This is a genomic window from Streptomyces sp. NPDC090022, assembly GCF_044748145.1.
In the GTDB taxonomy this organism is placed as follows: domain Bacteria; phylum Actinomycetota; class Actinomycetes; order Streptomycetales; family Streptomycetaceae; genus Streptomyces.
Window position 1 is genome coordinate 154,451 of the sequence record NZ_JBIVFN010000004.1, and the last position, 20,586, is coordinate 175,036.

Sequence of the window (20,586 nt, forward strand, 5' to 3'; positions counted from 1 at the left end):
GCACACACGGCGGTCGCTGCCGGCAGGCGCGTACGCGGCGGTCGCTGCCGGCAGGCGCGTACGCGGCGGTCGCCCGGCCTGCCGCGCATCCGCCCGGGCGGATTTTCCGTTTCGCTCGGCGGTGCGGGCTGGAAGACTGCGCCGGTGACCACCTCGCAGACCTCCGCGCGACCACTGCCCGCCGTGACCCCCGACGACCTGCCCCGACTGCGGCGGCGCACCACGTCCGTCCTGGTGGCCAGCCAGGTCGTGGGCAGCCTGGGTGTGCCCATCAGCATCGCGCTGGCCCCGGTTCTGGCGACCGAGGTCAGCGGCACCGAGGAGTTCTCGGGGCTCGCCTCCACCGCCTCGGTGGCGGGCACCGCGCTGGTCTCCCTGCCGCTCGCCGCGCTGATGACCCGGCGCGGGCGGCGGGCCGGGCTGGTCCTGGCGTACCTGATCGGCGCGGTGGGCGCGGTGGTGGTGGTGCTGGCGGCGGTCGTGGCGAACTTCCCGCTGCTGCTGCTCGGCATGGCCGCCTTCGGCGCGGCCTCCTCCGCCAACCTCACGGCGCGGTTCGCGGCCGCTGATCTCGCCGAACCCGACCGGCGGGGGCGGGCGATCGCCTTCGTGGTGTGGTCCGCCACGCTCGGCGCGGTGCTGGGCCCGACGCTCTCGGCGCCGGCCAGCGAGAGTTTCGAGGGCGGTTCCATACCCGCGGCGGCGGGCCCGTTCCTGTGGGCCGCCGCCATCTTCGTCCTGACCGCCCTGCTGGTCGGCGCCCTGCTGCGGCCCGATCCGCTGCTGACGGCCCGGGCCCTGGCCGCGCCCGGGGAGGAGACGCGCGAGGGCCGCTCGCTGCGGGCCGGGATCGCCGCGGTGAAGGCGTCGCCGCGGGCCCGGCTGGCCCTGACGACCGTCGTCGTCTCCCACACCACCATGGTGTCGATCATGGTGATGACCCCGCTCGACCTCGGGCACCACGGGGCCGGGCTCCAGCTGATCGGCCTGGTCATCAGCGGCCACATCGCGGGGATGTTCGCCTTCTCGCCGGTGATGGGCTGGCTCGCCGACCGGATCGGACGGCTGGCGGTGACCGGACTGGCGGCCGGGCTGCTCTCGCTCGCCGCGCTGCTCGCCGGTACGGCCGGACCCCGTCACGGGCAGACCGCGGCCGGCCTGTTCCTGCTGGGGCTGGGCTGGTCGGCGGGGATGGTGGCGGGCTCGGCCCTGCTCACCGACTCGGTGCCGCAGCCGGCCAGGGCGGCCGTCCAGGGCCTGTCGGACCTGGCGATGAACACGGCCGCGGGCGTCGGCGGCGCCGTCGCCGGCCTGATCGTGGCCCAGGCGGGCTACGGCTGGCTCAACGCCGGCGGCGCGGCGCTGCTGCTGCCGATGGCGGCGCTCGCGTTGTTCACGGCGCGCCGCCATCCGGAGCGGGACGCGGCCGCCGAGGCCGGGGCCGGCGTCGAGGCCGGCGTCGAGGCCGGTCCGCGGCCCGGCAAGGGCGTCACAGACTGATGTGGTAGGCCTTGCGCAGCGTCTCGTGGACGGTCCAGGTGGTCTTGTCGCCCTCCCGGAGCACGCAGGCGGAGCCGGGGCCGACCTCCAGCGTGGGCCCGCCCTCGACCTCGATGGTGGCGCGCCCGCTGACCACGACGAACAGCTCGTCGGCCTCGGTGTCGGTGACCACGCCGGGCGTGATCTGCCAGATGCCGCGCACCTGCGTACCGTCCGGGGACTCCCACAGCACCTTGCCGGTCACGACGGGCTCACCGGAGACGATCTGCGCGGGGTCGAGGTCCTCGGCCTCCAGCTCGGCGTCCGGGATGTCGGGGACGGAGACGGCGAACGAGGCGGGGGCGGGCGTGTGATCACGGGTGCTCATGGCCCGCCACCCTAGCCGCCGCGCGAGGCCGCCGAGCCTGGTCAACCCGTCCACGATCGGCGCCGCCGACGTGTCACTCTGCCCAGTTCACGGCGCCGGGTTCGGCGTACCGGGTTCACTGTGCCCGGTTCACGGCGCCGGGTTCGGCGTACCCAGGTCCGTCGTACCCGGTTCACGGTGCCCGGCCGGGCAGCCCGGGGACGTGCCGGCCGGGGCGGCGATCACGTCGTGCTCGGTCAGCAGGTGGGGCAGGGCGTTGTCGGCGCAGACGACGGCGTCGGGTGACCGTGCGCGGCCAGGCCCAGGGCCTGGGTGCCGATGCCGCAGGCGTTGTCGAGGACGGTGTGCGGGCCGGGACCGAGGGCGGCGGTGAGCAGGGCGTCCAGGGCGCGGCTCTGGCGGGCGGTGCTCGCGTCCCAGTCGGCGTACATGAGGTGGTAGCGCGCTGACAGCCGGTCGTAGAAGCCGCGGGGGTCCATGGGGGGACGGTAGTCGGACAGCCGGGGCCGGGCGGCGTTTGGAGGCGCCCGTCCCGTGCCATGGATGGGGACATGCCACAGCACACCGTGATTCCGGTCCTGTCCGAAGAGGTACGCGAGGCGCTCGAGGGGGGTCAGCCGGTCGTCGCCCTGGAGTCGACGATCCTCGCGCACGGCCTGCCGCGCCCCCGCAATCTGGCGGTGGGCGAGGAACTGGAGGCGATCGTCCGCTCGGAGGGCGCGGTTCCGGCGACCGTGGCGGTGCTGGACGGGGTGCCGTGGGCGGGGCTGGACAAGGAGCAGCTGGAGCGGATCGCGGGCGGCGAGGACGTACGCAAGTTCGGCCACCGGGACCTGGCTCCGGCGGTGGCGGCGCGGGCCACGGGCGCGACGACGGTGTCGGCGACGGCGTTCCTGGCCGCGCGGGCGGGGCTGCGGGTCTTCGCCACGGGCGGGCTGGGCGGCGTACACCGGGAATGGACGCACACGCAGGACGAGTCGGCGGACCTGGCGCTGCTGGCGCGCACGCGGATCACGGTGGTGTGCGCGGGCGTGAAGTCGATCCTGGACGTGCCGGCGACGCTCCAGCGGCTGGAGACGCTGGGGGTGACCGTGCTCGGGTACGGCACGGCGCACTTCCCCGGGTTCTACCTGACGAGTTCGGGCGAGCCGGTGGACTGGACGGTGCACTCGCCGGAGCAGGTGGCACGGGTGATGGCCGCTCAGGACGCGCTGGCCGGGCCCGCGTCGGCGCTGCTGGTGGCCAATCCGGTGGCGGAGGCGGAGCAGCTGGATCCGGCGCTGCACGACCGGGTGCTGGCGCAGGCGCTGGAGGAGTGCCGGGAGCGGGGCATCACGGGGCAGGCGGTGACGCCGTTCCTGCTGGACTTCCTGGTCGGGGCGACGGGCGGGGCCTCGCTGGAGGCGAACCTGGCGGCGGTGCGCGGGAACGTGCGGCTGGGCGCGCGGATCGCGGCCGCGTGGGCGGAGCCGGGGGCGGGGGCGGCGCGGTGAGCGGAGGAGCGCTGCTGGTCATCGGGGACGTGGTGACCGACGTCGTCGCGGTGCATACGGAACCCCTCGCGCCGGCGACGGACACGGCCGCCCGGATCCGTACGCTGCCGGGCGGGGCGGGGGCCAACGCCGCGTGCTGGGCGGCGCGTCAGGGGGCGGCCGAGGTACGGCTGCTGGCGCGGGTGGGCGCCGAGTCCGCCGCCTGGCACGAGAGCGCGCTGCTGGCGGCCGGGGTGCGGCCGCACCTGGTGGTCGACCCGGCGGAGCCGACCGGGACGGTGGTGGCGCTGGTCGGCAAGGACGCGGAGCGGACCTTCCTGACCGACAGCGGGGCCGCGCTGCGGCTGTCGCCCGCGGACTGGACGCCGTCGCTGCTGGACGGGGTGGCCCGGCTGCACCTGTCGGGCTACCTGTACTTCGCCGACAGCAGCCGGGCGCTGGCGGAGCTGGCGCTGCGGTCGGCCACGGCCCGGGGCGTGCCGGTGAGTGTGGACCCCGCGTCGGCGGGGTTCCTGGCCCACCTGGGGGTGAAACGTTTCCTCGCCGCGGTGGCGGGCGCGGACGTGCTGCTCCCCAACGAGGACGAGGCCCGGCTGCTGGCCGGCACGGCGGACGTGGCCCGGGCGGCGGCCGCGCTGAGCCTGCGCTTCCCGCTGGTGGTGGTCACCCGGGGGGCGGCCGGGGCACTGGTCGCCGAGGCGGGCGCGGTGAGCGCCGAGGTGCCGGCGGAACCGGCGACGGCGGTCGACACCACGGGCGCCGGCGACGCCTTCACGGGCGGCTTCCTGGCGGCCCGCCTCGCGGGTGCGGACCCGGCGGAAGCGGCCCGAGCGGGCTGCCGCGCAGCCGCGTCAGCGGTAACCCGCCTGGGCGGCCGCCCGTAACCCGACCCCCGCCGCGCGGCGCCACCGCACGCGGCACGCACCCCGCTCGGGGCCCCGTTCCGAGGAGCACGGGAGGCCCCGGGCCCCGGGCCGACAGGCCGGCGCGCCCGGGCGACAAGCCGGTGGCCCCGGGCAGCCGGGCAGCCGGGCAGCCGGGCAGCCGGGCAGCCGGGCAACGGACTGGTAGCCCCGGACGGCAGGCCGATAGGCCGACGCGCCTGGGCAGCAGGGCCGACAGGCCACTGAGTCCGGGCGGCGGGCCGGTGGACCCGCCGCCAGACCAGCGCCCCCGGACGGCACGCCGGCAGGCCGGTAGTCGGGGGCGGCAGGCAGGAGGGGCAGTGGCCCCGGGGGCGGCGAGTGGGGGGCGGGTCAGTTCGGGAGGCCCGTCCAGGCCGGGTGGCGGGGGTCGTCGGCGCGGACCAGGGTGTCGGCCGCCGTGCCCGGGTCGGTCTCGGCCTCGTAGCGCGCGAACGCCGGCAGGGTCCAGCGCTCCGCCTCCGGCGTACGGCGGGCCAGCGCGCCCGGGGAGAGCCGGATGTGGACGCTGAGGTCGAAGGGGAACCAGTGCCCCAGCAGCAGCGGACCGTGCACGATCACCACGGCGCCGGGCGGGAGTGCGGTGTACGGGCTGCGCGTGGCCCGGTCGGTCACCGGGTCCCACAGGTCGGGCAGGACGCGCCCGGTGCCGCCCGGCTCCAGCGGGGTGAACACCTCGCGCCAGAGCGCGGCGGTGTCGTACCAGCCGCGCAGGTACGACTCCACGTCCTCGCGGCCGAACTCCAGCCGCAGCGAGGCCGGCCGCAGGAACCCCTGCGCCGGGACGACCAGGACGGAGCGGCCGCGCAGCCGCAGCGCGGACGCGGTCAGCTCGGCCAGCGTGCCGGTGCCGGCGGCGGGCGCGCCGTCGACCGCCATCCGCAGCCAAGGGGCCTCGTCCCGGCCCCCGGTCCGCGCTCCGGTCCGCTCGACGACGCGGGCGGCGAGGCGCTCGGCCATCCGCTCCCAGGTGATCGGTTCCAGCTGCACCACCCCATTGTCAGTGGTCGCCCGTAGCGTTTTCCACGAGGGGAACACCGGCGCGAACAGGGCCGTCGGGCCCCACCGTGGGGAGGGGTCTGTCATGGCTCGCGAGACGACGTACCTGGAGCTGTCGCAGGAAGGCGGCGGGGCGCACAAGTTCTACGAGGTGACGGTGGACGGCACGGCGGTGGCGGTGCGCTACGGCCGGATCGGCGCCGACGGCCAGCTGCAGACGTCCTCGTTCCCGACCGTCGAGAAGGCGCGCGCGGCCGCCGCGAAGAAGATCGGCGAGAAGGTCCGCAAGGGCTACGCGCCGGCGGTCCAGGGGCAGCGTGCCGCCCGGGCGGTGACCCGCCGTCAGGTGACGTCGGCGCCGTCGACGGCCCGCGCCGTGGCCCCGGTCCTGTGGCGCTTCCGCACGGGGGCGGCGGCGTTCGGCATCCATGTGGACGAGGACCGCTGCTGGGTCGGCAACCAGTCGGGGGACGTCTACACGCTGAGCCACGGCGGGGAGGTGCTGGCCCGGTATTCGCTGCCGGACGGTGTGAAGTGCCTGGTCGCGGACGAGTTCTGGATATACGCGGGGTGCGACGACGGCACGGTGTACGACCTGTCCTCGAAGGTGCCGTTCGGGGCCTACGACATCGCGCCGGACGTGGACATCTTCTGGCTCGACATCCGTGAGGGCGTCCTCAACGTCTCGGACGCGGGCGGCGGCCTGACCGTCATCGACCACGAGGACGAGTACCAGTGGTCGCGCAGGTCGGCCGGGTCGAACGCCTGGATGGTGCGGGCGGACGCGGATGCCGTGTACCACGGGCACACGCACGGCGTGACGGCGTACGCGCCGGACGGCGGCGGGGAGCTGTGGCACACCCGGACCACCGGCGGGGTGCTCTTCGGCTGGCAGGAGGCGGACGCGGTCTACGCGGGCACGGGCCACAACATCGTGCAGCGGCTGGCGAAGGCGACGGGCGCGATCGAGGCCTCCTACCGGTGCGACGCGGCGGTGTACTCGTGCGCGACGTCCCCGGACGGCCGGCACGTGTTCGCGGGTGACTCCTCCTCGTCGGTGTACTGCTTCGACGCGGACGGGCGGCGGCTGTGGAAGCTGCGCACGGGCAGCGGCTCGGCCCTGTCGATGCAGTACCTGGACGAGCGGCTGTACCTGGTCACCACCGACGGGTCGCTGGTGTGCGTGGACGCGAGCGAGGCGGCCATCGCCGCGGCCCAGCAGGGTTCGGTGCCGACGGCGCTGGACGTGAAGTCGGCGGCCGCGCTGCCCGTGTACACCCCGGCCGCGTCCGCCTCGATGGTGGCGACCGTGTCGGCGGCGCCTGCGGGCGGCGTGGTGGTGGAGTGCGTCCAGCAGAGCGGCAGGCTGCGGGTGCAGGTGGTGTCGGGGGACTTCGACCGGTCGTGGAACGTGCAGTTCCCGCGCGGGATCCGGGAGCCCGGCGCGCGGTACGTGGTCGACGGGCTGCATGCCGCGTCGGGAGGCTTCTACCGGGTGCGCGGCGAGATACGCCGACTGGTCTGAGCCCGCGCGGCTCCCGGGCGCGGGGTGCGAGGCCCCCTGCCGGTCCATGGTGAACTGGGACCAGCATGGACGCAGCCCCGCACCTCCGGCGAACCGGACCCGGTGATCTCCTGGACCGGATGGAGCGCAACCTCGCCGAGCACGCCTGCCATCTGCACCGGCGGCTGTCCGGTGCCACCGTGACGGAGGAGCCGGATCTGCTGGTCGCGGACAGCGGGATCGGGGACGACACCTTCAACGTCGTCGCGGCCGCGCGGTTCACCGCCGCCGGGGCGCCGGAGCGGATCGCGCGGACCGTGCGGGAGCTGTCGGCCACGGGGCGGCCCTTCTCCTGGTGGGTGGGGCCGGCCTCCACCCCGGCGGATCTGGGCCGGCTGCTGACCGCGGCCGGGCTGCCGGTGACCGAGAGCACGTACGCGATGTGGGCGGAGCCCGGCGACCTGCCGCCCGTGCCGGAGCCGGAGGGCCTGCGGATCCGCCGGGTGACGACCGTCGACGGGCTGGCGGACTACGCCGCCGTGCTCGCCGCCAACTGGCAGCCGCCGTCGGCGACGGTGCTGGACTTCTACGCGAGGTCGCGGGACGCGCTGCCGTGCTCCAGGCCTCGGCTGCGGGCGAGCCGCTCTACCGGCGCCTGGGCTTCCGCACCGCCGGGAACTTCACCGAGCACGCGATCGGCGCCCGGGGCTGACGCCGGATGTCCGGCGGGGCGGGCGGGGCGGGCACCTCGACGGCGAACGGCCGGTCCTCGGGCAGGTCGTAGCGGACCTCTATCACCACCGGCTCGGTTCCGAGGTTGCGTCCGATGTGGGCATGGCGGATACCGGCGGGTTCGATGAACGCGCCGCCCGCCGAGGTGACCTCGACGGAGCGGTCCCGCAGGATCCGGGTCAGCGTGCCGGACTTCACGACGGCGGCGATCTCGCACACGTGGTAGTGCCATCCGGTGGAGCCGCCGGGCTCGATGACCACCTCACGCACCACTAGTCCCATGAATCACACGATAGGACGAGTGGCTTGAACTGACGAGGAGTTGGCGAAGCACCGTCCGCCGCGACGGCGCAGGTGGTATGTCCGCGCAGGTGATATGTCCACCGGGGAGCGGTATCAACTCGTCATGAACCTGGTGGTGTTCGAGTCACGGAAGCAGATCCACTGCGCCGGGTGCCGACAGGGCCCGCTGCCGCGCCTGGTCCGCCTGTCCGGGGTGCCCCGCTGTCTGGACTGTGCCGACCTCGGGCATCTGGTATATCTGCCGCGCGGTGACGCGGCGCTCACCCGCCGGGCCCGGACGGGCAGTTCGCTTTCGGCCGTCGTGGTGCGCTTCAACAAGCGTCGGCGGCGTTACGAGCGCCAGGGTCTGCTGGTCGAGGCGGAGGCTCTGACCCGGGCGGAACGGTCCTGCCGGGCGGACGCCGAGTCCCGCGCCCGCGGCCGCGACCGCGCCCGGCTGCGCCGCGCCGCGCAGGACGTCGTGTTCACGGCCGCCTTCGCCGCCGAGATACGCCGGCTCTTCCCCGGGTGCCCGCCCGACCGCGCCGCCGCCATCGCCGCCCACGCCTCCCTGCGCGGCAGCGGCCGGGTGGGCCGCACCGCGGCCGGCCGCGCCCTGGAGGAACCCGCCGTCTCGGTGGCGGTACGGGCGGCCGTACGCCACCTCGACACCGAGTACGACGCCCTGCTCGCGGCGGGAGTGCACCGCTTCGAGGCCCGGGCGCGGCTGGCTCCGCGGATCGACGCGATCCTGGACGCCTGGCGGACCCCGCAGCTGTCCGCCCCTGATCCGCCGGACACCCCCTAGCCGAGCCGGAACCGCCGGTAGAGCAGCGCCCCGCCGAGCAGGAGCGCCCCGCCTCCGGGCAGCAGGTATCCGGCGGCGTCCGCCCCGGTGTGCGCGAGCGCGCCCGGCCCGGACTCCGGCTCGGGCGCCGGCAGCGGGGCGGGCTTCGCCGGTTCCACGGGCCGCACGGCGGGCGGCGGCAGGACGGGCTTGGCGGGCGTCGTCCCGTTGACCGAGGTGTTGCCGCCGGCGCCGTTGCCCACACCCACCACGTTGACCGAGTTCCCGGTGACGTTGACGGGCAGGTCCACCGGCAGCTGGATCCCGTTCCCGGAGAGCACCCCGGGTGAATCCTTTCCGCTTCCCTCGGCGCGCGCACCGCCCCCGTTCCCGCTCCGGTCGCCGCCGCCCGCGCTCTTCCCCCCGCCCGGTTTGGAGGGGTGCGAGGACCGCTGCCCCGGATGCCCGCCCCCGTCGTTGGCGCACCGGTTCCCCGCGGCCGGGTTGAGCACCCCGACGACGCTGACCGTGTTCCCGCAGACGTTCACCGGTACGTGCACCGGCAGCTGCACCAGGTTCCCGGAGAGCACCCCCGGTGACCGCTGGGCCTGCCCGCTCGCCCCCGCGTCGGCGACGGCGAGTCCGCCCGCGCCCACGGCGGCCAGCCCGCCTCCCGCAACCACCGCCGCGATCAAGCCACTTCGACGACTGTGCCGCATCAGTTTCCCGCTTTCCGTCAGGAGTTCACGGGCGAACCACCCGCACCGGTATCAACGCGGTAGACCCATACGGGTTATAGGTCCGATAGGCATTTCACTCCATCGTGTACGGGGATGTGCCTATATACCGGTGCCGGGAACCGGGCCGCGCAGGGCGACCACCGGGTCCGGGGAAGGGCGGCCCCGGGGCCACCAGTCGTCGTCGCCCGGGCGGGACTCGTACGCGTACCAGAGGCTGTCGCGGCCCAGGCGGAGCTGGAGCGTGGCGAACGTGAGCCGGTTGCGGTCGGGGCGGAAGGCGCCCTCGCCCGCGGCGAGGAGGGCGGGGCGGGCCCGGTCGAAGGGGCCGGCCGGCGGGTCCCAGGGCTCTTCGAGGGCGGCGAGGGCGGCGGGGCCGCCCTGTCGCCAGGCCGCCGCGGCGCGGGCGAGGTCGGTGGGGGTACGGCCGGTGGCGCGGGCCAGGTCGCGGTAGAGGGTGCGGGCGGTGCCGGTCAGGCCGGCCGTGGCGTGCGCGGAGGCGAGCCGGACGGCGTCCTGCCACAGGGTGAGCCCGGCGAGCGGGTCCGCACCGGTGCCGAGCAGGGCCAGCGCCCGCGCGGCCGCGTCGGTGGCCAGCTGGTCCAGGGCCAGCGGGTCGGGGGCGCCGGGGTCGGCCGGGTAGCCGGGCGGCAGGCCGGCGGCCCCCGGGACGGGGCGCGGCACGGGCAGCGGCAGGACCGGGCGGGCGAGGGCCGCCCCGGCCGCGACCGTGGGGAGGTCGGGGGTCCGCTCGGGCTGTTCACGGGCGGCGTGGGCCGCGCTGCGCCGGGTGAGGGCGTCGAGCAGCTCCCGCTCGCCGCGGCCCCGCAGCAGCAGGAGGACGAAGGGGTCCTGGTCCAGGAGCCGGGCCGCGCGGTGGCCCAGCGCGGCGGCGTGCTCGCAGGGCGGGCGATCGGCGTCCGGGCAGGAGCAGCGCGCGAGCAGCTCGCCGGGGACCGGCAGCAGCAGGTCGGCCAGCGACCGGGGGAGCTCGCGTTCGAGGAGGGGCGCGAGGGCGGCCGGGTCGCCGGCCAGCGTCTCCAGCAGGTCGTCCCACTCGGCGTCCGGGAAGGGCGTCAGGGCCAGTTCCGTCCGGTAGGGGCGGGGCCGGCTGCCGCGGACGTACGCGACGATCCGGCCCGGGGTGACGGTCACCGCGTCGACACGGCCGGCCTCGGCGGGTCCGTGGCCGCGGGCCGGGGGGCGGGCGCTGTCGCGCGCGAGCCGCTCCAGGGCCGACACCCAGGCCCGGCCCCACCAGGTGGTGGCCGCCGCCCCGGCCGCCTCCCCGGCCGCTTCCCCGGCCCCCGTCCCGGCGGTCCCCCCGGCCGGTACGGAGTCGAAGGTGCGGCGGCGGTCGTCGCGGGCGGTGATCATGCGGGCCTCCGCAGGGCGACGAGATCGGCGAGCTCGCGGTCGGTCAGCTCGGTCAGCGCCGACTCGCCCGAGCCGAGGACCGCGTCCGCCAGCGCCCGCTTGGCCTGGAGCAGCTCGGCGATCCGGTCCTCGACGGTGCCCTCGGCGATGATGCGGTGCACCTGGACGGGCTGGGTCTGGCCGATCCGGTAGGCGCGGTCGGTGGCCTGCTCCTCGACGGCCGGGTTCCACCAGCGGTCGAAGTGGACGACGTGCCCGGCACGGGTGAGGTTCAGCCCCGTACCGGCGGCCTTCAGCGACAGTAGGAAGACGGGGACCTCGCCGGACTGGAAGCGGTCCACCAGCTCCTCGCGGCGCGGCACGGGCGTGCCGCCGTGCAGCAGCTGGGCGGAGATCCCGCGCGCGGCCAGGTGCGCCTCAAGGATCCGGGCCATCGTCACGTACTGGGTGAAGACCAGCACGGAGGCGCCCTCGGCCAGGATCGTGTCCAGCAGCTCGTCGAGCAGGGCGAGCTTGCCCGAGCGGTGCGCGATCCGGGGGCGCTCCTCCTTCAGGTACTGCGCCGGGTGGTTGCAGATCTGTTTGAGCGAGGCCAGTAACTTCATGATCATCCCGCGCCGCTCGATGCCCTCGCTCGCCTCGATCACCGCCATCGCCTCGTCCACCGCGGCCTGGTAGAGGGAGGCCTGCTCCCGGGTGAGGGAGACCGGATGGTCCGTCTCGGTCTTGGGCGGCAGCTCGGGCGCGATGCCCGGGTCGGACTTCTTGCGGCGCAGCAGGAACGGCCGGACCAGCGCGGCCAGCCGGGCCACCGCCGCCTCGTTGCCCCCGTCCTCCTCCTGCTGGTGCTCCACCGGGCGGGCGTGCCGGGCGCGGAAGGTGGTCAGCGGGCCGAGGAGGCCGGGCGTCGTCCAGTCCAGCAGCGCCCACAGCTCGGACAGGTTGTTCTCGACCGGGGTGCCGGTCAGCGCCACCCGCGCCGGGGCGGGGAGGGTGCGCAGCGCCCGGGCGGTGGCCGAGTGCGGGTTCTTCACGTGCTGGGCCTCGTCGGCGACGACCATGCCCCAGCTCTGCCCCGCGAGCCGGGCGGCGCCGGCCCGCATCGTCGCGTACGTCGTCAGCACGAAACCGCCGGTGCCGGGCTCCAGGCTGCGCGCGCTGCCGTGGAAGCGGCGCACCGGGACCCCGGGCGCGAACTTCTCGATCTCCCGCTGCCAGTTGCCCAGCAGCGACGCCGGGCACACCACCAGCGTCGGCTCGGGCCGGTCCCGGTGCAGGTGCAGGGCGATCAGCGTGACCGTCTTGCCCAGGCCCATGTCGTCGGCGAGGCAGCCGCCGAGCCCGAGCGAGGTCATCCGGTCCAGCCAGGCCAGGCCGCGCGCCTGGTAGTCGCGCAGGGTGGCCTTGAGGCCGGGGGGCGCGGGCAGGGGCTCCAGCTCCCCGGTCAGCCGTTCCCTCAGCTCGGCGAGCGCGCCGGCCGGCACCGCCGGGACCGTCTGCCCGTCCACCTCGGCCGTGCCGCCGAGCGCGACAGCCAGCGCGTCCACCGGGTCCAGCAGTCCCAGCTCGCGCTTGCGGGCCTTGCGCACCAGCTCCGGGTCCACCCGGACCCACTGGTCGCGCAGCCGCACCACGGGCCGGTGTGCCTGCGCGAGCGCGTCCATCTCGCCCGGGGTCAGCCGGTCGCCGCCCAGGGCCAGTTCCCAGGAGAAGGCGAACAGGGCGGCCGCGTCGAAGAAGGCGGTGCCGTCGGTGGCCGAGCCGGGCGCGGTGGGGCGGACGACCGCGGTCGCCGTGAGCGTACGGGCCAGCTCGCGCGGCCAGTGCACGAGGACGCCGGCCGCGGCCAGGGCGGCCGCCGCCGTCCCCAGCAGGTCCTCCAGCTCGGGGTCGGACAGCGCGAGGACGTCGGGCACGGGCTGCTCCAGCAGCCGCAGCAGCGGCGGCCACACCCGGGCCGCCCGGCGCAGCGCCAGCACGGCGTCGATCCGAGCCCGCGGGCCGAACCCGGCGGCCGCCGTCCCCGCCCACAGGGCGGCGGCGTCGGCCACCAGCGTCGGGTCCGCGAGGCTGTGCACCTGCACCACGGCCGCACCCGCCCGGCGGACGTCGCCCCGCGGCGGCGCGTCCCCCCGCGCGTCCCCCCGCGCGTCCCCCCGCGCGTCCGCCCGCGTCTCCCTCGGCGTATCCGTCCGGTCGGCGTCGAAGAGCTGGTACGAGGACAGGTCCAGGCGCAGCGATATCCCCACCCCGGCATCGGCTCCGGCCGCGACCTGCGCCGCCCAGTCCCGTATCCCGGGCACCCGCTGCGGCTCGGCGGCCGCGAAGGGCCGGCCCGCGGCGTACGGCGCCGCCGGGGTGCGCGGCAGGACGTCGGCGACGGCGTCGGTGAACGCCCGCACCAGCGCCTCCGGTTCGGGCACCTGGAGCGGACGGCCGCCGGCCCGCGCGGTGGCGTACGCCTCGAACGGCAGCGCGGCCGCGACCGCCCGCAGCTGTGCCACGTCCTCGGCGTCGAGCGGCCCCGCCCGCCAGGCGTCGATGCCCTCGGCGGTGACCCCGGGCAGCAGCCGGCCGCGCGCGACCAGTCCCAGGGCCTGCCGCGCGGCGGCCCCCCAGGCCCGCGCGGCCGGGTGCGCCGCCCGCCCGCCGGCGCGCACGAGCAGCGGCAGCGCCTCCGTGATCCCCAGGGTCACGGCGGGCACGGTCCGGCGGCGCACCCCGCTCCCGTGCGGCCGGACGACCGTGAGCGTCCCCGCCGTACCGCACCCCTCCGGGAGCGGTTCACCGTCGGGGGACCAGAACGCGAGGGCGCCCTCGCGAGGGACGCGCGCGGGCAGGAAGACGGCCGCGTGGCGCAGCAGCGCCTCGGTCATGGCGTCCCCCTTCCGCTCGCTCAGGGCCCCGCCGGTCCTGGCGGGTCCACTCCTCAGGCGAGTCTAGGCGCGCCCACTGACAGCGCTCCTGACCAGCGGGTTCGGCGCGGTACGGCCGGTGGTCGGCCGGTGGTCGGCCCGTGGTCAGCCCGTGGCCCAGCCGCCCTGCTCGGGGGCGTACCCGTAGCGGGGACGGGCGCCGGGCGCGGCGGTGTGCAGGACGGCGCCGCGGTCGTCGATCCGGGTGGTGCCGGAGCCGCCGGGGGCGGACCAGCGCAGGTCGAGATACCAGTCGCAGTCGCATCCGGTCGTCGTGGCCTCGACGCGCAGCACCACGGGCTCGGCGGCCGAGAGCCGCAGCGGGAAGGCGGGGGCGGCGAGCGTCCGGCCGGCGTCGGAGCCGGCGACGGGGCGGGCCAGCGGACGCGGGGCGTCCAGGTCGACCCGGAAGCCGGCCGGGGTGAGCGCGCCGCCGCAGCCGCTGGACATCTCGTACACGTTCCAGGCCGGCGGGGTGCGGCGGGCGGTCACCCGGACGTCCAGCCCCTGGAGTACGACGGCCTCCGCGCCCCTGCCGTGCAGCGTCACCTCCACGATCTGCCGTCCCGCGTGCACCGCCTCCCGCTCCGCCGCCCAGCGCGGGGCGTCGGCCTCCACGGGCGGCGCCGGCACGGCCTGCGGCCCCTGCCGCACGAGGTAGGCGTGATCGCACCCGTACGCCCACACGTGCGAGCGCACGGCGGCGGTGAACGGCACCGCGACGGGCGCCACGGCCGACGGCGTCGTACGCGGCTCCGCCGGCGTACCGCTCGGCGCGACCGGACCGCCGGTGGGCCCGGAACCGCCGCCGGACGCGTCGGCGGACGCCGTGCCCGTACGCGTACCCGTGCCCGGTGCCGGGCCCGGCGCCGGCACCCCTGAGGAAGGCGCCCCCACGTGAGGGGCACGCCCGAGGGCGCTCGGCCCCGGCCCGCCCCGGGCAGCGCGAACGCCGCGGCGACGGCCAGCGCGCCCACGGCGAACCCCGCCCCCGCCCCGGCGACCACCCCCCGCCGCCGGTACCAGACCCGCCGCCCGGGCGCCCCGGGGTCCGGCTCCGGCACGCGGTCCGGCACGGCCGCGGCCCCGGCTGCCTGCTCCGGCACGCGGACCGGCACGGCCGCGGCCCCGGCTGCCGCCCCGGTGAGCGGCACTGCCCCCGGCACGGAGCGGTGCGCGGACGCCGCCCCGGGCCCGGCGGTGTCCGGCCCGGCCACTCCCTCCGGCACGGCCCCGGACCCCGCAGCAGTGCCCAGGGCGGGCGCACCTGCCTCCGGCTCCGGCCCGGCCTCCGCCGACCGCTCCTTCACGGACGCCGACGCCGCCGCACCCCCCGGCGCACGCACCGCCGACGTACTCCCTGGTGCGCCCTCCGACGCTGCCGCCGCCGTACTCCCCGACCCGCCCGCCGCCGCGGCCTCCCGCCCGCGGACCCCGGCGTCCGGCTCCGGCTCGGGGCCCGGCATGGCCGCCGCGCCGGCCGCCGGAGCGGCCGCGGGGGGCCCGGTGATCGTGGGTGGTGTCGTTCGGCGCCGGTCGCCGGTGCGTTCCGCCGCGCGGCGGCGGGCGTCCGCCAGGAGCCAGGCGCGGTGGAGGTCCACCGCCTCCCCCGGCGTCGCCCCGCAAGCCCGCGCGAAACGGTCCACCGCCGCGAACTCGCCCGGCACCGCCTCGCCGTTGCAGTAACGGTGCAGGGTCGACGTGCTGGTGTGCAGCCGTCGCGCCAGGAGGCCGTAGCTCAGCCCCGATCGTTCCTTCAGCTCGCGCATCAGCCGCGCGAACCGCTCCGTCTCCGCGGGCCGTCCCTCCGGCCCGTCCGCCTCGCCCACGGCTTCCCCCCGTCCCGTGCCGCCGTTCCATGCCGGGGGTGTTCCCCCAGGTGACAGCACATATGGCCATTCCAGTGTCCCGAATCGACCGGATTCCGTCGTCCGACACCCCGGCCCCGGGGAAGGCTCTTCACGAGATCGCACCGCACTCGCACCTCTTCACGATGAACGGGGAGTACCACCGTGTTCCGACGCACCAGCGCCCTCGCCACCGCCGCCCTCGCGGCGGCCGCGGCCCTTGTCCTCGCTGCCTCGACCACTGCCACGGCCGCCTCCGCGCCGGGGTTCATCCAGCCCCGCGACCTGCCCCCGCACCCCAGCTCCCCGTGGTCCGCCGGCCCGGTCACCTCCGGCCTGCCGGACCACCCGGTGTTCTGCCTGGACGGCGCCCTGCCGGCGAACAACGGCTGGCACCGCCGGTACGGCACCGAGTTCGACACCAGCGCCCTGCAGATCTCCTGGCGGACCGCCTCCGGCAAGGCGGCCGCCAAGCTCGCCGCCTCCCTGGAGCGCAGGATCGCGGCCTGCGCCGCCGACTGGCTGCGCGCCAACCCGGGCGGTACGGCGTCCTGGCAGGACTACGGCCCGGTCCGCGTCGAGGAGGGCGCGCACGTCTACGGCGTGCACACCTCCATCCCCGATTCCGAGCCCGGTGTGACCCTCTTCGGGGTCGGGCGGGACGGTGCCACCGTGACGGTGGTCAAGTGGAGCCAGATGGGGTACCTGGCCGACGCCCCGGTGCGCGACTTCAGCGGGACGACGGCCACGGCCGTGAACCGCCTCGATCCGTGACGAACGTGCGTACGCGGCCCGGCGGAGGCCGCGGGCGGGAGTCACGAGCAGGGGCTGCGGGCGGGAGCCGCGGGCGGGGGCCGCGTGGGACCATGGACATGAGCCCCGGAGGCGATGTCCATGCGTTCCGGAAACGAGCCGGTGACCGCCCGCAGTCCGCTGCGGCTGCGGTTGTGGCTGAGCGTCTGGGGGCTGATCTGGGCCGTCGGCGGGGCGGCCGTGTTCTCGATGGTCGGCCGTTCCGGGTGGGCGGCCGCCTGCGCCGCCCTGGCGCTGATCGTCGCCGTCGACCTGGTCCTGGTGGTCCGCCACATCCGTCAGGGCCCGCACTGGCAGCCCGGCCCGGACATCCCCCCGTACGAGCCGCCGCACCGCTGACGGCGGCCCGCCCCGCCCTCCGCTCAGTCGGTCTCAGTCGGTCTCAGTCGTCGAAGCGGGCCGCTTCCAGGTACTCGGGCTGCGGGTCGAGGGCGGCGGCCAGCCGGAAGTGCCTGCGGGCCCGCTCGGGCCGTCCGGAGCGCTCGTGGGTGCGGGCCAGCGCGAAGTGCGCGAAGGCGTTGTCCGGCTCCCGCTCCAGGACCAGCTCGAATTCCAGCTCCGCCGGCCGCAGTTGGGCAGCGGCGAAGAAGGCGCGCGCCCGCAGCAGGCGGGCCGCGGTGTTCTCGGGGTGCGCGGCTATGACCGAGTCCAGCAGTTTGACCGCGCCGCTCGGGTCGCGGGCGGCGAGCAGCTGCTCGGCGGCCCGGTAGTCGATGACGTGGGTCTCCGGGGTGGCGGAGGCGGGTGCTCCGGGCGGCGGTGGCGTGGTCTCGGACACAGTCGATTCCTTCCCTCTACGGGACCGGTCAACGCCCCGGCCCCGCCCGGTATTTCCGTGAGCACGTCACCCAGCGGGCCACGGCCCCGCAGCCCGGCCGCCCCTGCGGCTCCGCAGCCCCGCGGCCCCGTCGCCCCGCGCCCCTCAGGCGCGCGGCGCCGCCGCGCGGGCCGTCAGTTCTTCCCAGACCTTGCGGACCTGCGGTTCCAGGGCCTCCAGCGGCCCGTCGTTGTCGATCACCAGCGTGGCCACCGCCAGCCGCTGCTCGCGCGTGGCCTGCGCCGCCATCCGGGCGCGCGCCTCGTCCTCGGCCATCCCGCGCCGCGCGGTCAGCCGCGCCAGCTGGGTCTCCGGCGCCGCGTCGACCACCACGACCAGGTCGTACAGGCCCGCCAGCCCGTTCTCGGCCAGCAGCGGTACGTCGTGCACGACGATCGCGTCGGGCCCGGCGGCGGCCTCCAGCTCCGCGGACCGCGCCCCGACCAGCGGGTGCACGATCGCGTTGAGGGTGCGCAGCTTCTCGGGGTCGGCGAAGACGATGGCACCGAGCCCGGGCCGGTCCAGCGTGCCCTCGGGTGTCAGCACCTGTGGTCCGAACGCCTCGACGACGGCCGCGAGACCGGGCGTTCCCGGTTCCACGACCTCCCGCGCGATGCGGTCCGCGTCGACGACGACCGCCCCGTACCCCGCCAGCAGTCGCGAGACCTCGCTCTTGCCGGCACCGATTCCGCCCGTCAGGCCTACCTTCAGCATGGGCCGCAGCTTAGACGCAGCGTGCCCGTCGCCGTACCGCCCCTGCCCCATCTGCTCCGCGACGCCGCGACGCCGCGGCTACGCCTCGCCCTCGCGCTCCGCCAGGAAGCGCTCGAACTCCCGCCCGATCTCGTCCGCCGACGGGATCTCGGCCGGCTCGGCGATCATGTTGCCCCGGGACTCGGCGCCGGCCACCGCGTCGTACTGGTGCTCCAGGCCCTGGACCAGCGCGACCAGTTCGTCGTCGCCCTCGCGGATCTGGCGGTCGATCTCGGTCTGGGTGCGGTGCGCCTCGGTGCGCAGCGCGTGCGCGACACCGGGCAGGACCAGACCGGTCGCCGCCGTGATCGCCTCCAGGGCGGTCAGGGCCGCGTCCGGGTACGGGGAGCGGGCCACGTAGTGCGGCACGTGCGCGGCGACGCCCAGCACGTCGTGGCCGGCCTGCGCGAGCCGGAACTCCACCAGCGATTCGGCGCTGCCGGGGACCTGTGCCTCGTCGAAGGGGCTCTGGTGGCCGGGCATGAGGTCGATGCGGTTGCCGTGCGGGGTGATGCCCACGGGGCGGGTGTGCGGGACGCCCATCGGGATGCCGTGGAAGTTGACGGACAGACGTACGCCGAGGCGCTCGACGATCTGGCGGACGGCGACGGCGAAGCGCTCCCACTCCACGTCGGGCTCGGGACCGGACAGCAGCAGGAACGGCGCGCCGGTGGCGTCCTGGACGATGCGGACCTCCAGCCGGGGCTGCTCGAACTCGGTCCAGCGGTCGCGCCGGAACGTCAGCAGCGGGCGGCGGGCCCGGTAGTCCACCAGCCGGTCGGCGTCGAAACGGGCCACGACCTGGTGCGGCAGCGTGTCCAGGAGCCGCTCGACGATCTGCTCGCCGGTCTCGCCCGCGTCGATGTACCCCTCGAAGTGGTACAGCATGACCAGCCCGGCCGACTCCTGGGCCAGCGCCATGTCGACCACTGCCAGGCCCTTGGCGTCCCACTCGTACAAACCCTGTGGATCAAGCACCGTCACCACTCCTCGTCGCCCGCGTTCACAGCCAAGAACGTCCAAGGGGCCTTGGTCATTCCCCCGTTGACGCTCTTTGACATGAAAGGGGCGGGAAGCGGACGCGGAACAAGCCGGGAGGCGGGCCCGGAACAGGGCCTCGAACGCGGTGAGGCCCGCCCCCCCTGAGGGGAGCGGGCCTTACCGTTTCAGCTGTGCGGCTTCCGGTCGGTCACCGACCGGGAGGCTGCGCCGTGATCAGCTCTGGCCGCCGGCCAGCTTCTCGCGGAGCGCGGCCAGGGCCTCGTCCGACGCCAGGGCGCCGGAGTTGTCGTCCGACTCCGAGGAGTACGAACCACCCGAGATGCCCGCACCGGCGTTGCCGGCGGCCGGGGCGGCAGCGCCCTCGGCAGCGGCGGCCTCGTCGGCCTCGCGGCTCTTGATGACCTGCGCCTGGTGCTGCTCGAAGCGGACCTGCGCCTCGGCGTACTGGCGCTCCCACTCCTCGCGCTGCTTCTCGAAGCCCTCGAGCCAGTCGTTGGTCTCGGGGTCGAAGCCCTCGGGGTAGATGTAGTTGCCCTGGTCGTCGTAGGACGCGGCCATGCCGTACAGGGTCGGGTCGAACTCGACCGACGCCGGGTCGGCACCGAAGGACTCGTTGGCCTGCTTCAGCGACAGCGAGATCCGGCGACGCTCGAGGTCGATGTCGATGACCTTGACGAAGATCTCGTCGTTGACCTGGACGACCTGCTCCGGGATCTCCACGTGGCGCTCGGCCAGCTCGGAGATGTGGACCAGGCCCTCGATGCCCTCGTCCACGCGGACGAACGCACCGAACGGAACCAGCTTGGTGACCTTACCCGGGACGACCTGACCGATCTGGTGGGTCCGGGCGAACTGCTGCCACGGGTCCTCCTGCGTCGCCTTCAGCGACAGGGAGACGCGCTCGCGGTCCATGTCCACGTCGAGAACCTCGACGGTGACCTCCTGGCCGACCTCGACGACCTCGGACGGGTGGTCGATGTGCTTCCAGGACAGCTCGGAGACGTGGACGAGACCGTCGACGCCGCCCAGGTCCACGAAGGCACCGAAGTTGACGATCGAGGAGACGACGCCGGAGCGGACCTGACCCTTCTGCAGGGTGGTGAGGAACGTCTGGCGGACCTCGGACTGGGTCTGCTCCAGCCAGGCGCGGCGGGACAGGACCACGTTGTTGCGGTTCTTGTCCAGCTCGATGATCTTCGCCTCGAGCTCCTTGCCCACGTAGGGCTGGAGGTCGCGGACACGACGCATCTCGACGAGGGAGGCCGGCAGGAAGCCACGGAGGCCGATGTCGAGGATGAGACCACCCTTGACGACCTCGATGACGGTACCGGTGACGATGCCGTCCTCTTCCTTGATCTTCTCGATCGTGCCCCAGGCACGCTCGTACTGAGCGCGCTTCTTGGACAGGATCAGACGGCCTTCCTTGTCCTCCTTCTGGAGAACCAGGGCCTCGATCTCGTCGCCGACCTTGACGACCTCGTTGGGGTCGACGTCGTGCTTGATCGAGAGCTCGCGGCTCGGGATGACGCCTTCGGTCTTGTAACCGATGTCGAGCAGGACCTCGTCCCGGTCGACCTTCACGATGACGCCGTCGACGATGTCGCCGTCGTTGAAGTACTTGATCGTCTCGTCGATCGCGGCGAGGAAGGCTTCCTCGTTACCGATGTCGTTGACCGCTACCTGCGGAGTGGTAGAGGTGGTCTCGGTGCTGCTCGTCATGTGGGAAAGGGCTCCGGTT

19 protein-coding genes and 2 pseudogenes are annotated in these 20,586 nt (G+C 75.5%); 8 read left to right on the forward strand and 13 right to left on the reverse strand.

Translation table 11 applies throughout. The annotated features are described in order from the left end of the window. The first annotated feature begins 144 nt into the window (after nt 1-144). The gene (locus ACIPXB_RS11105; protein ID WP_401447471.1) at nt 145-1,500 is read left to right on the forward strand and encodes an MFS transporter; all 1,356 of its coding nucleotides are present in this window, start codon (nt 145-147) and stop codon (nt 1,498-1,500) included. Here the strand turns inward: ACIPXB_RS11105 and ACIPXB_RS11110 are convergent. Together ACIPXB_RS11110 and ACIPXB_RS11115 are read right to left on the reverse strand one after the other, a co-directional pair. Then, complete coding sequence (locus ACIPXB_RS11110) at nt 1,490-1,867, reverse strand: cupin domain-containing protein (protein ID WP_401447474.1); 378 nt, start codon at nt 1,865-1,867, stop codon at nt 1,490-1,492. The two genes, ACIPXB_RS11105 and ACIPXB_RS11110, sit on opposite strands and share 11 nt — an antisense overlap. A gap of 236 nt (nt 1,868-2,103) precedes the next feature. Beyond that, complete coding sequence (locus ACIPXB_RS11115) at nt 2,104-2,346, reverse strand: hypothetical protein (protein ID WP_401447476.1); 243 nt, start codon at nt 2,344-2,346, stop codon at nt 2,104-2,106. 72 nt (nt 2,347-2,418) lie between these two features. Here ACIPXB_RS11115 and ACIPXB_RS11120 point away from each other — a divergent pair, with 72 nt between their 5' ends. Further along, entirely contained in the window at nt 2,419-3,360 is a 942-nt protein-coding gene (locus tag ACIPXB_RS11120; RefSeq protein ID WP_401447477.1) for a pseudouridine-5'-phosphate glycosidase, read from the forward strand. Beyond that, nucleotides 3,357-4,244, forward strand: a complete 888-nt coding sequence (locus ACIPXB_RS11125; protein WP_401447480.1) for a carbohydrate kinase family protein — start codon at nt 3,357-3,359, stop codon at nt 4,242-4,244. Before ACIPXB_RS11120 ends, ACIPXB_RS11125 begins: the two co-directional genes overlap by 4 nt. 372 nt (nt 4,245-4,616) lie before the next feature. Here the strand turns inward: ACIPXB_RS11125 and ACIPXB_RS11130 are convergent, their stop codons facing one another. Beyond that, nucleotides 4,617-5,273: a uridine kinase gene (locus tag ACIPXB_RS11130; RefSeq protein WP_401447482.1), complete on the reverse strand. Its 657-nt coding sequence runs from the start codon at nt 5,271-5,273 to the stop codon at nt 4,617-4,619. 94 nt (nt 5,274-5,367) lie between these two features. On the opposite strand from ACIPXB_RS11130, the gene ACIPXB_RS11135 reads away from it, so the two are divergent. Both ACIPXB_RS11135 and ACIPXB_RS11140 read left to right on the forward strand, forming a co-directional pair. Further along, the gene (locus tag ACIPXB_RS11135) at nt 5,368-6,807 is read left to right on the forward strand and encodes a WGR domain-containing protein (RefSeq protein WP_401447484.1); all 1,440 of its coding nucleotides are present in this window, start codon (nt 5,368-5,370) and stop codon (nt 6,805-6,807) included. A gap of 119 nt (nt 6,808-6,926) precedes the next feature. Beyond that, nucleotides 6,927-7,498 (forward strand): annotated as a pseudogene (locus tag ACIPXB_RS11140) (hypothetical protein). Here the strand turns inward: ACIPXB_RS11140 and ACIPXB_RS11145 are convergent. Continuing rightward, on the reverse strand, nt 7,432-7,800 hold the full coding sequence (locus ACIPXB_RS11145) for a cupin domain-containing protein (protein ID WP_401447486.1): 369 nt from the start codon (nt 7,798-7,800) through the stop codon (nt 7,432-7,434). The pseudogene ACIPXB_RS11140 and the gene ACIPXB_RS11145 overlap by 67 nt on opposite strands. A 124-nt stretch (nt 7,801-7,924) precedes the next feature. Between ACIPXB_RS11145 and ACIPXB_RS11150 the strand changes: the two genes are divergently transcribed. Then, entirely contained in the window at nt 7,925-8,608 is a 684-nt protein-coding gene (locus ACIPXB_RS11150) for a DUF2293 domain-containing protein (protein ID WP_401447488.1), read from the forward strand. Here the strand turns inward: ACIPXB_RS11150 and ACIPXB_RS11155 are convergent. The 5 genes and pseudogenes from ACIPXB_RS11155 to ACIPXB_RS11175 all read right to left on the reverse strand — a co-directional run. Continuing rightward, nucleotides 8,605-9,306: a chaplin family protein gene (locus ACIPXB_RS11155; protein WP_401447489.1), complete on the reverse strand. Its 702-nt coding sequence runs from the start codon at nt 9,304-9,306 to the stop codon at nt 8,605-8,607. The two genes, ACIPXB_RS11150 and ACIPXB_RS11155, sit on opposite strands and share 4 nt — an antisense overlap. Nucleotides 9,307-9,426: 120 nt before the next feature. Next, on the reverse strand, nt 9,427-10,701 hold the full coding sequence (locus ACIPXB_RS11160; RefSeq protein WP_401447491.1) for an SWIM zinc finger family protein: 1,275 nt from the start codon (nt 10,699-10,701) through the stop codon (nt 9,427-9,429). Beyond that, complete coding sequence (locus tag ACIPXB_RS11165; protein WP_401447493.1) at nt 10,698-13,577, reverse strand: DEAD/DEAH box helicase; 2,880 nt, start codon at nt 13,575-13,577, stop codon at nt 10,698-10,700. Before ACIPXB_RS11165 ends, ACIPXB_RS11160 begins: the two co-directional genes overlap by 4 nt. 144 nt (nt 13,578-13,721) lie before the next feature. Next, nucleotides 13,722-14,348, reverse strand: a complete 627-nt coding sequence (locus ACIPXB_RS11170; RefSeq protein WP_401448329.1) for a hypothetical protein — start codon at nt 14,346-14,348, stop codon at nt 13,722-13,724. A 929-nt stretch (nt 14,349-15,277) separates the two neighbouring features. Then, nucleotides 15,278-15,385: pseudogene (locus ACIPXB_RS11175) on the reverse strand (helix-turn-helix domain-containing protein); the annotation flags it as partial. 243 nt (nt 15,386-15,628) lie between these two features. Between ACIPXB_RS11175 and ACIPXB_RS11180 the strand changes: the two are divergent. Then, nucleotides 15,629-16,237, forward strand: a complete 609-nt coding sequence (locus tag ACIPXB_RS11180) for a hypothetical protein (RefSeq protein ID WP_401447495.1) — start codon at nt 15,629-15,631, stop codon at nt 16,235-16,237. Between the two features lie 120 nt (nt 16,238-16,357). Then, complete coding sequence (locus ACIPXB_RS11185) at nt 16,358-16,615, forward strand: DUF6343 family protein (protein ID WP_401447497.1); 258 nt, start codon at nt 16,358-16,360, stop codon at nt 16,613-16,615. Between the two features lie 43 nt (nt 16,616-16,658). Here the strand turns inward: ACIPXB_RS11185 and ACIPXB_RS11190 are convergent, their stop codons facing one another. The 4 genes from ACIPXB_RS11190 to rpsA all read right to left on the reverse strand — a co-directional run bounded on the left by ACIPXB_RS11190 (nt 16,659) and on the right by rpsA (nt 20,567). Further along, entirely contained in the window at nt 16,659-17,054 is a 396-nt protein-coding gene (locus ACIPXB_RS11190; RefSeq protein ID WP_401447500.1) for a tetratricopeptide repeat protein, read from the reverse strand. A 144-nt stretch (nt 17,055-17,198) separates the two neighbouring features. Beyond that, on the reverse strand, nt 17,199-17,807 hold the full coding sequence (gene coaE / locus ACIPXB_RS11195) for a dephospho-CoA kinase (RefSeq protein WP_401447503.1): 609 nt from the start codon (nt 17,805-17,807) through the stop codon (nt 17,199-17,201). Between the two features lie 78 nt (nt 17,808-17,885). Next, nucleotides 17,886-18,824: a PAC2 family protein gene (locus tag ACIPXB_RS11200; RefSeq protein ID WP_401447506.1), complete on the reverse strand. Its 939-nt coding sequence runs from the start codon at nt 18,822-18,824 to the stop codon at nt 17,886-17,888. 237 nt (nt 18,825-19,061) lie between these two features. Continuing rightward, nucleotides 19,062-20,567, reverse strand: a complete 1,506-nt coding sequence (gene rpsA, locus ACIPXB_RS11205; RefSeq protein WP_401447509.1) for a 30S ribosomal protein S1 — start codon at nt 20,565-20,567, stop codon at nt 19,062-19,064. Nucleotides 20,568-20,586: the final 19 nt, after the last annotated feature.

Coding starts and splice junctions, on each gene's coding strand:
- ACIPXB_RS11110 (WP_401447474.1), bottom strand. CDS start 1,867: ATGAGCACCCGTGATCACACGCCCGCCCCCGCCTCGTTCGCCGTCTCC.
- ACIPXB_RS11115 (WP_401447476.1), bottom strand. CDS start 2,346: ATGGACCCCCGCGGCTTCTACGACCGGCTGTCAGCGCGCTACCACCTC.
- ACIPXB_RS11120 (WP_401447477.1), top strand. CDS start 2,419: ATGCCACAGCACACCGTGATTCCGGTCCTGTCCGAAGAGGTACGCGAG.
- ACIPXB_RS11135 (WP_401447484.1), top strand. CDS start 5,368: ATGGCTCGCGAGACGACGTACCTGGAGCTGTCGCAGGAAGGCGGCGGG.
- ACIPXB_RS11145 (WP_401447486.1), bottom strand. CDS start 7,800: ATGGGACTAGTGGTGCGTGAGGTGGTCATCGAGCCCGGCGGCTCCACC.
- ACIPXB_RS11150 (WP_401447488.1), top strand. CDS start 7,925: ATGAACCTGGTGGTGTTCGAGTCACGGAAGCAGATCCACTGCGCCGGG.
- ACIPXB_RS11155 (WP_401447489.1), bottom strand. CDS start 9,306: ATGCGGCACAGTCGTCGAAGTGGCTTGATCGCGGCGGTGGTTGCGGGA.
- ACIPXB_RS11160 (WP_401447491.1), bottom strand. CDS start 10,701: ATGATCACCGCCCGCGACGACCGCCGCCGCACCTTCGACTCCGTACCG.
- ACIPXB_RS11165 (WP_401447493.1), bottom strand. CDS start 13,577: ATGACCGAGGCGCTGCTGCGCCACGCGGCCGTCTTCCTGCCCGCGCGC.
- ACIPXB_RS11185 (WP_401447497.1), top strand. CDS start 16,358: ATGCGTTCCGGAAACGAGCCGGTGACCGCCCGCAGTCCGCTGCGGCTG.
- coaE (WP_401447503.1), bottom strand. CDS start 17,807: ATGCTGAAGGTAGGCCTGACGGGCGGAATCGGTGCCGGCAAGAGCGAG.
- rpsA (WP_401447509.1), bottom strand. CDS start 20,567: ATGACGAGCAGCACCGAGACCACCTCTACCACTCCGCAGGTAGCGGTC.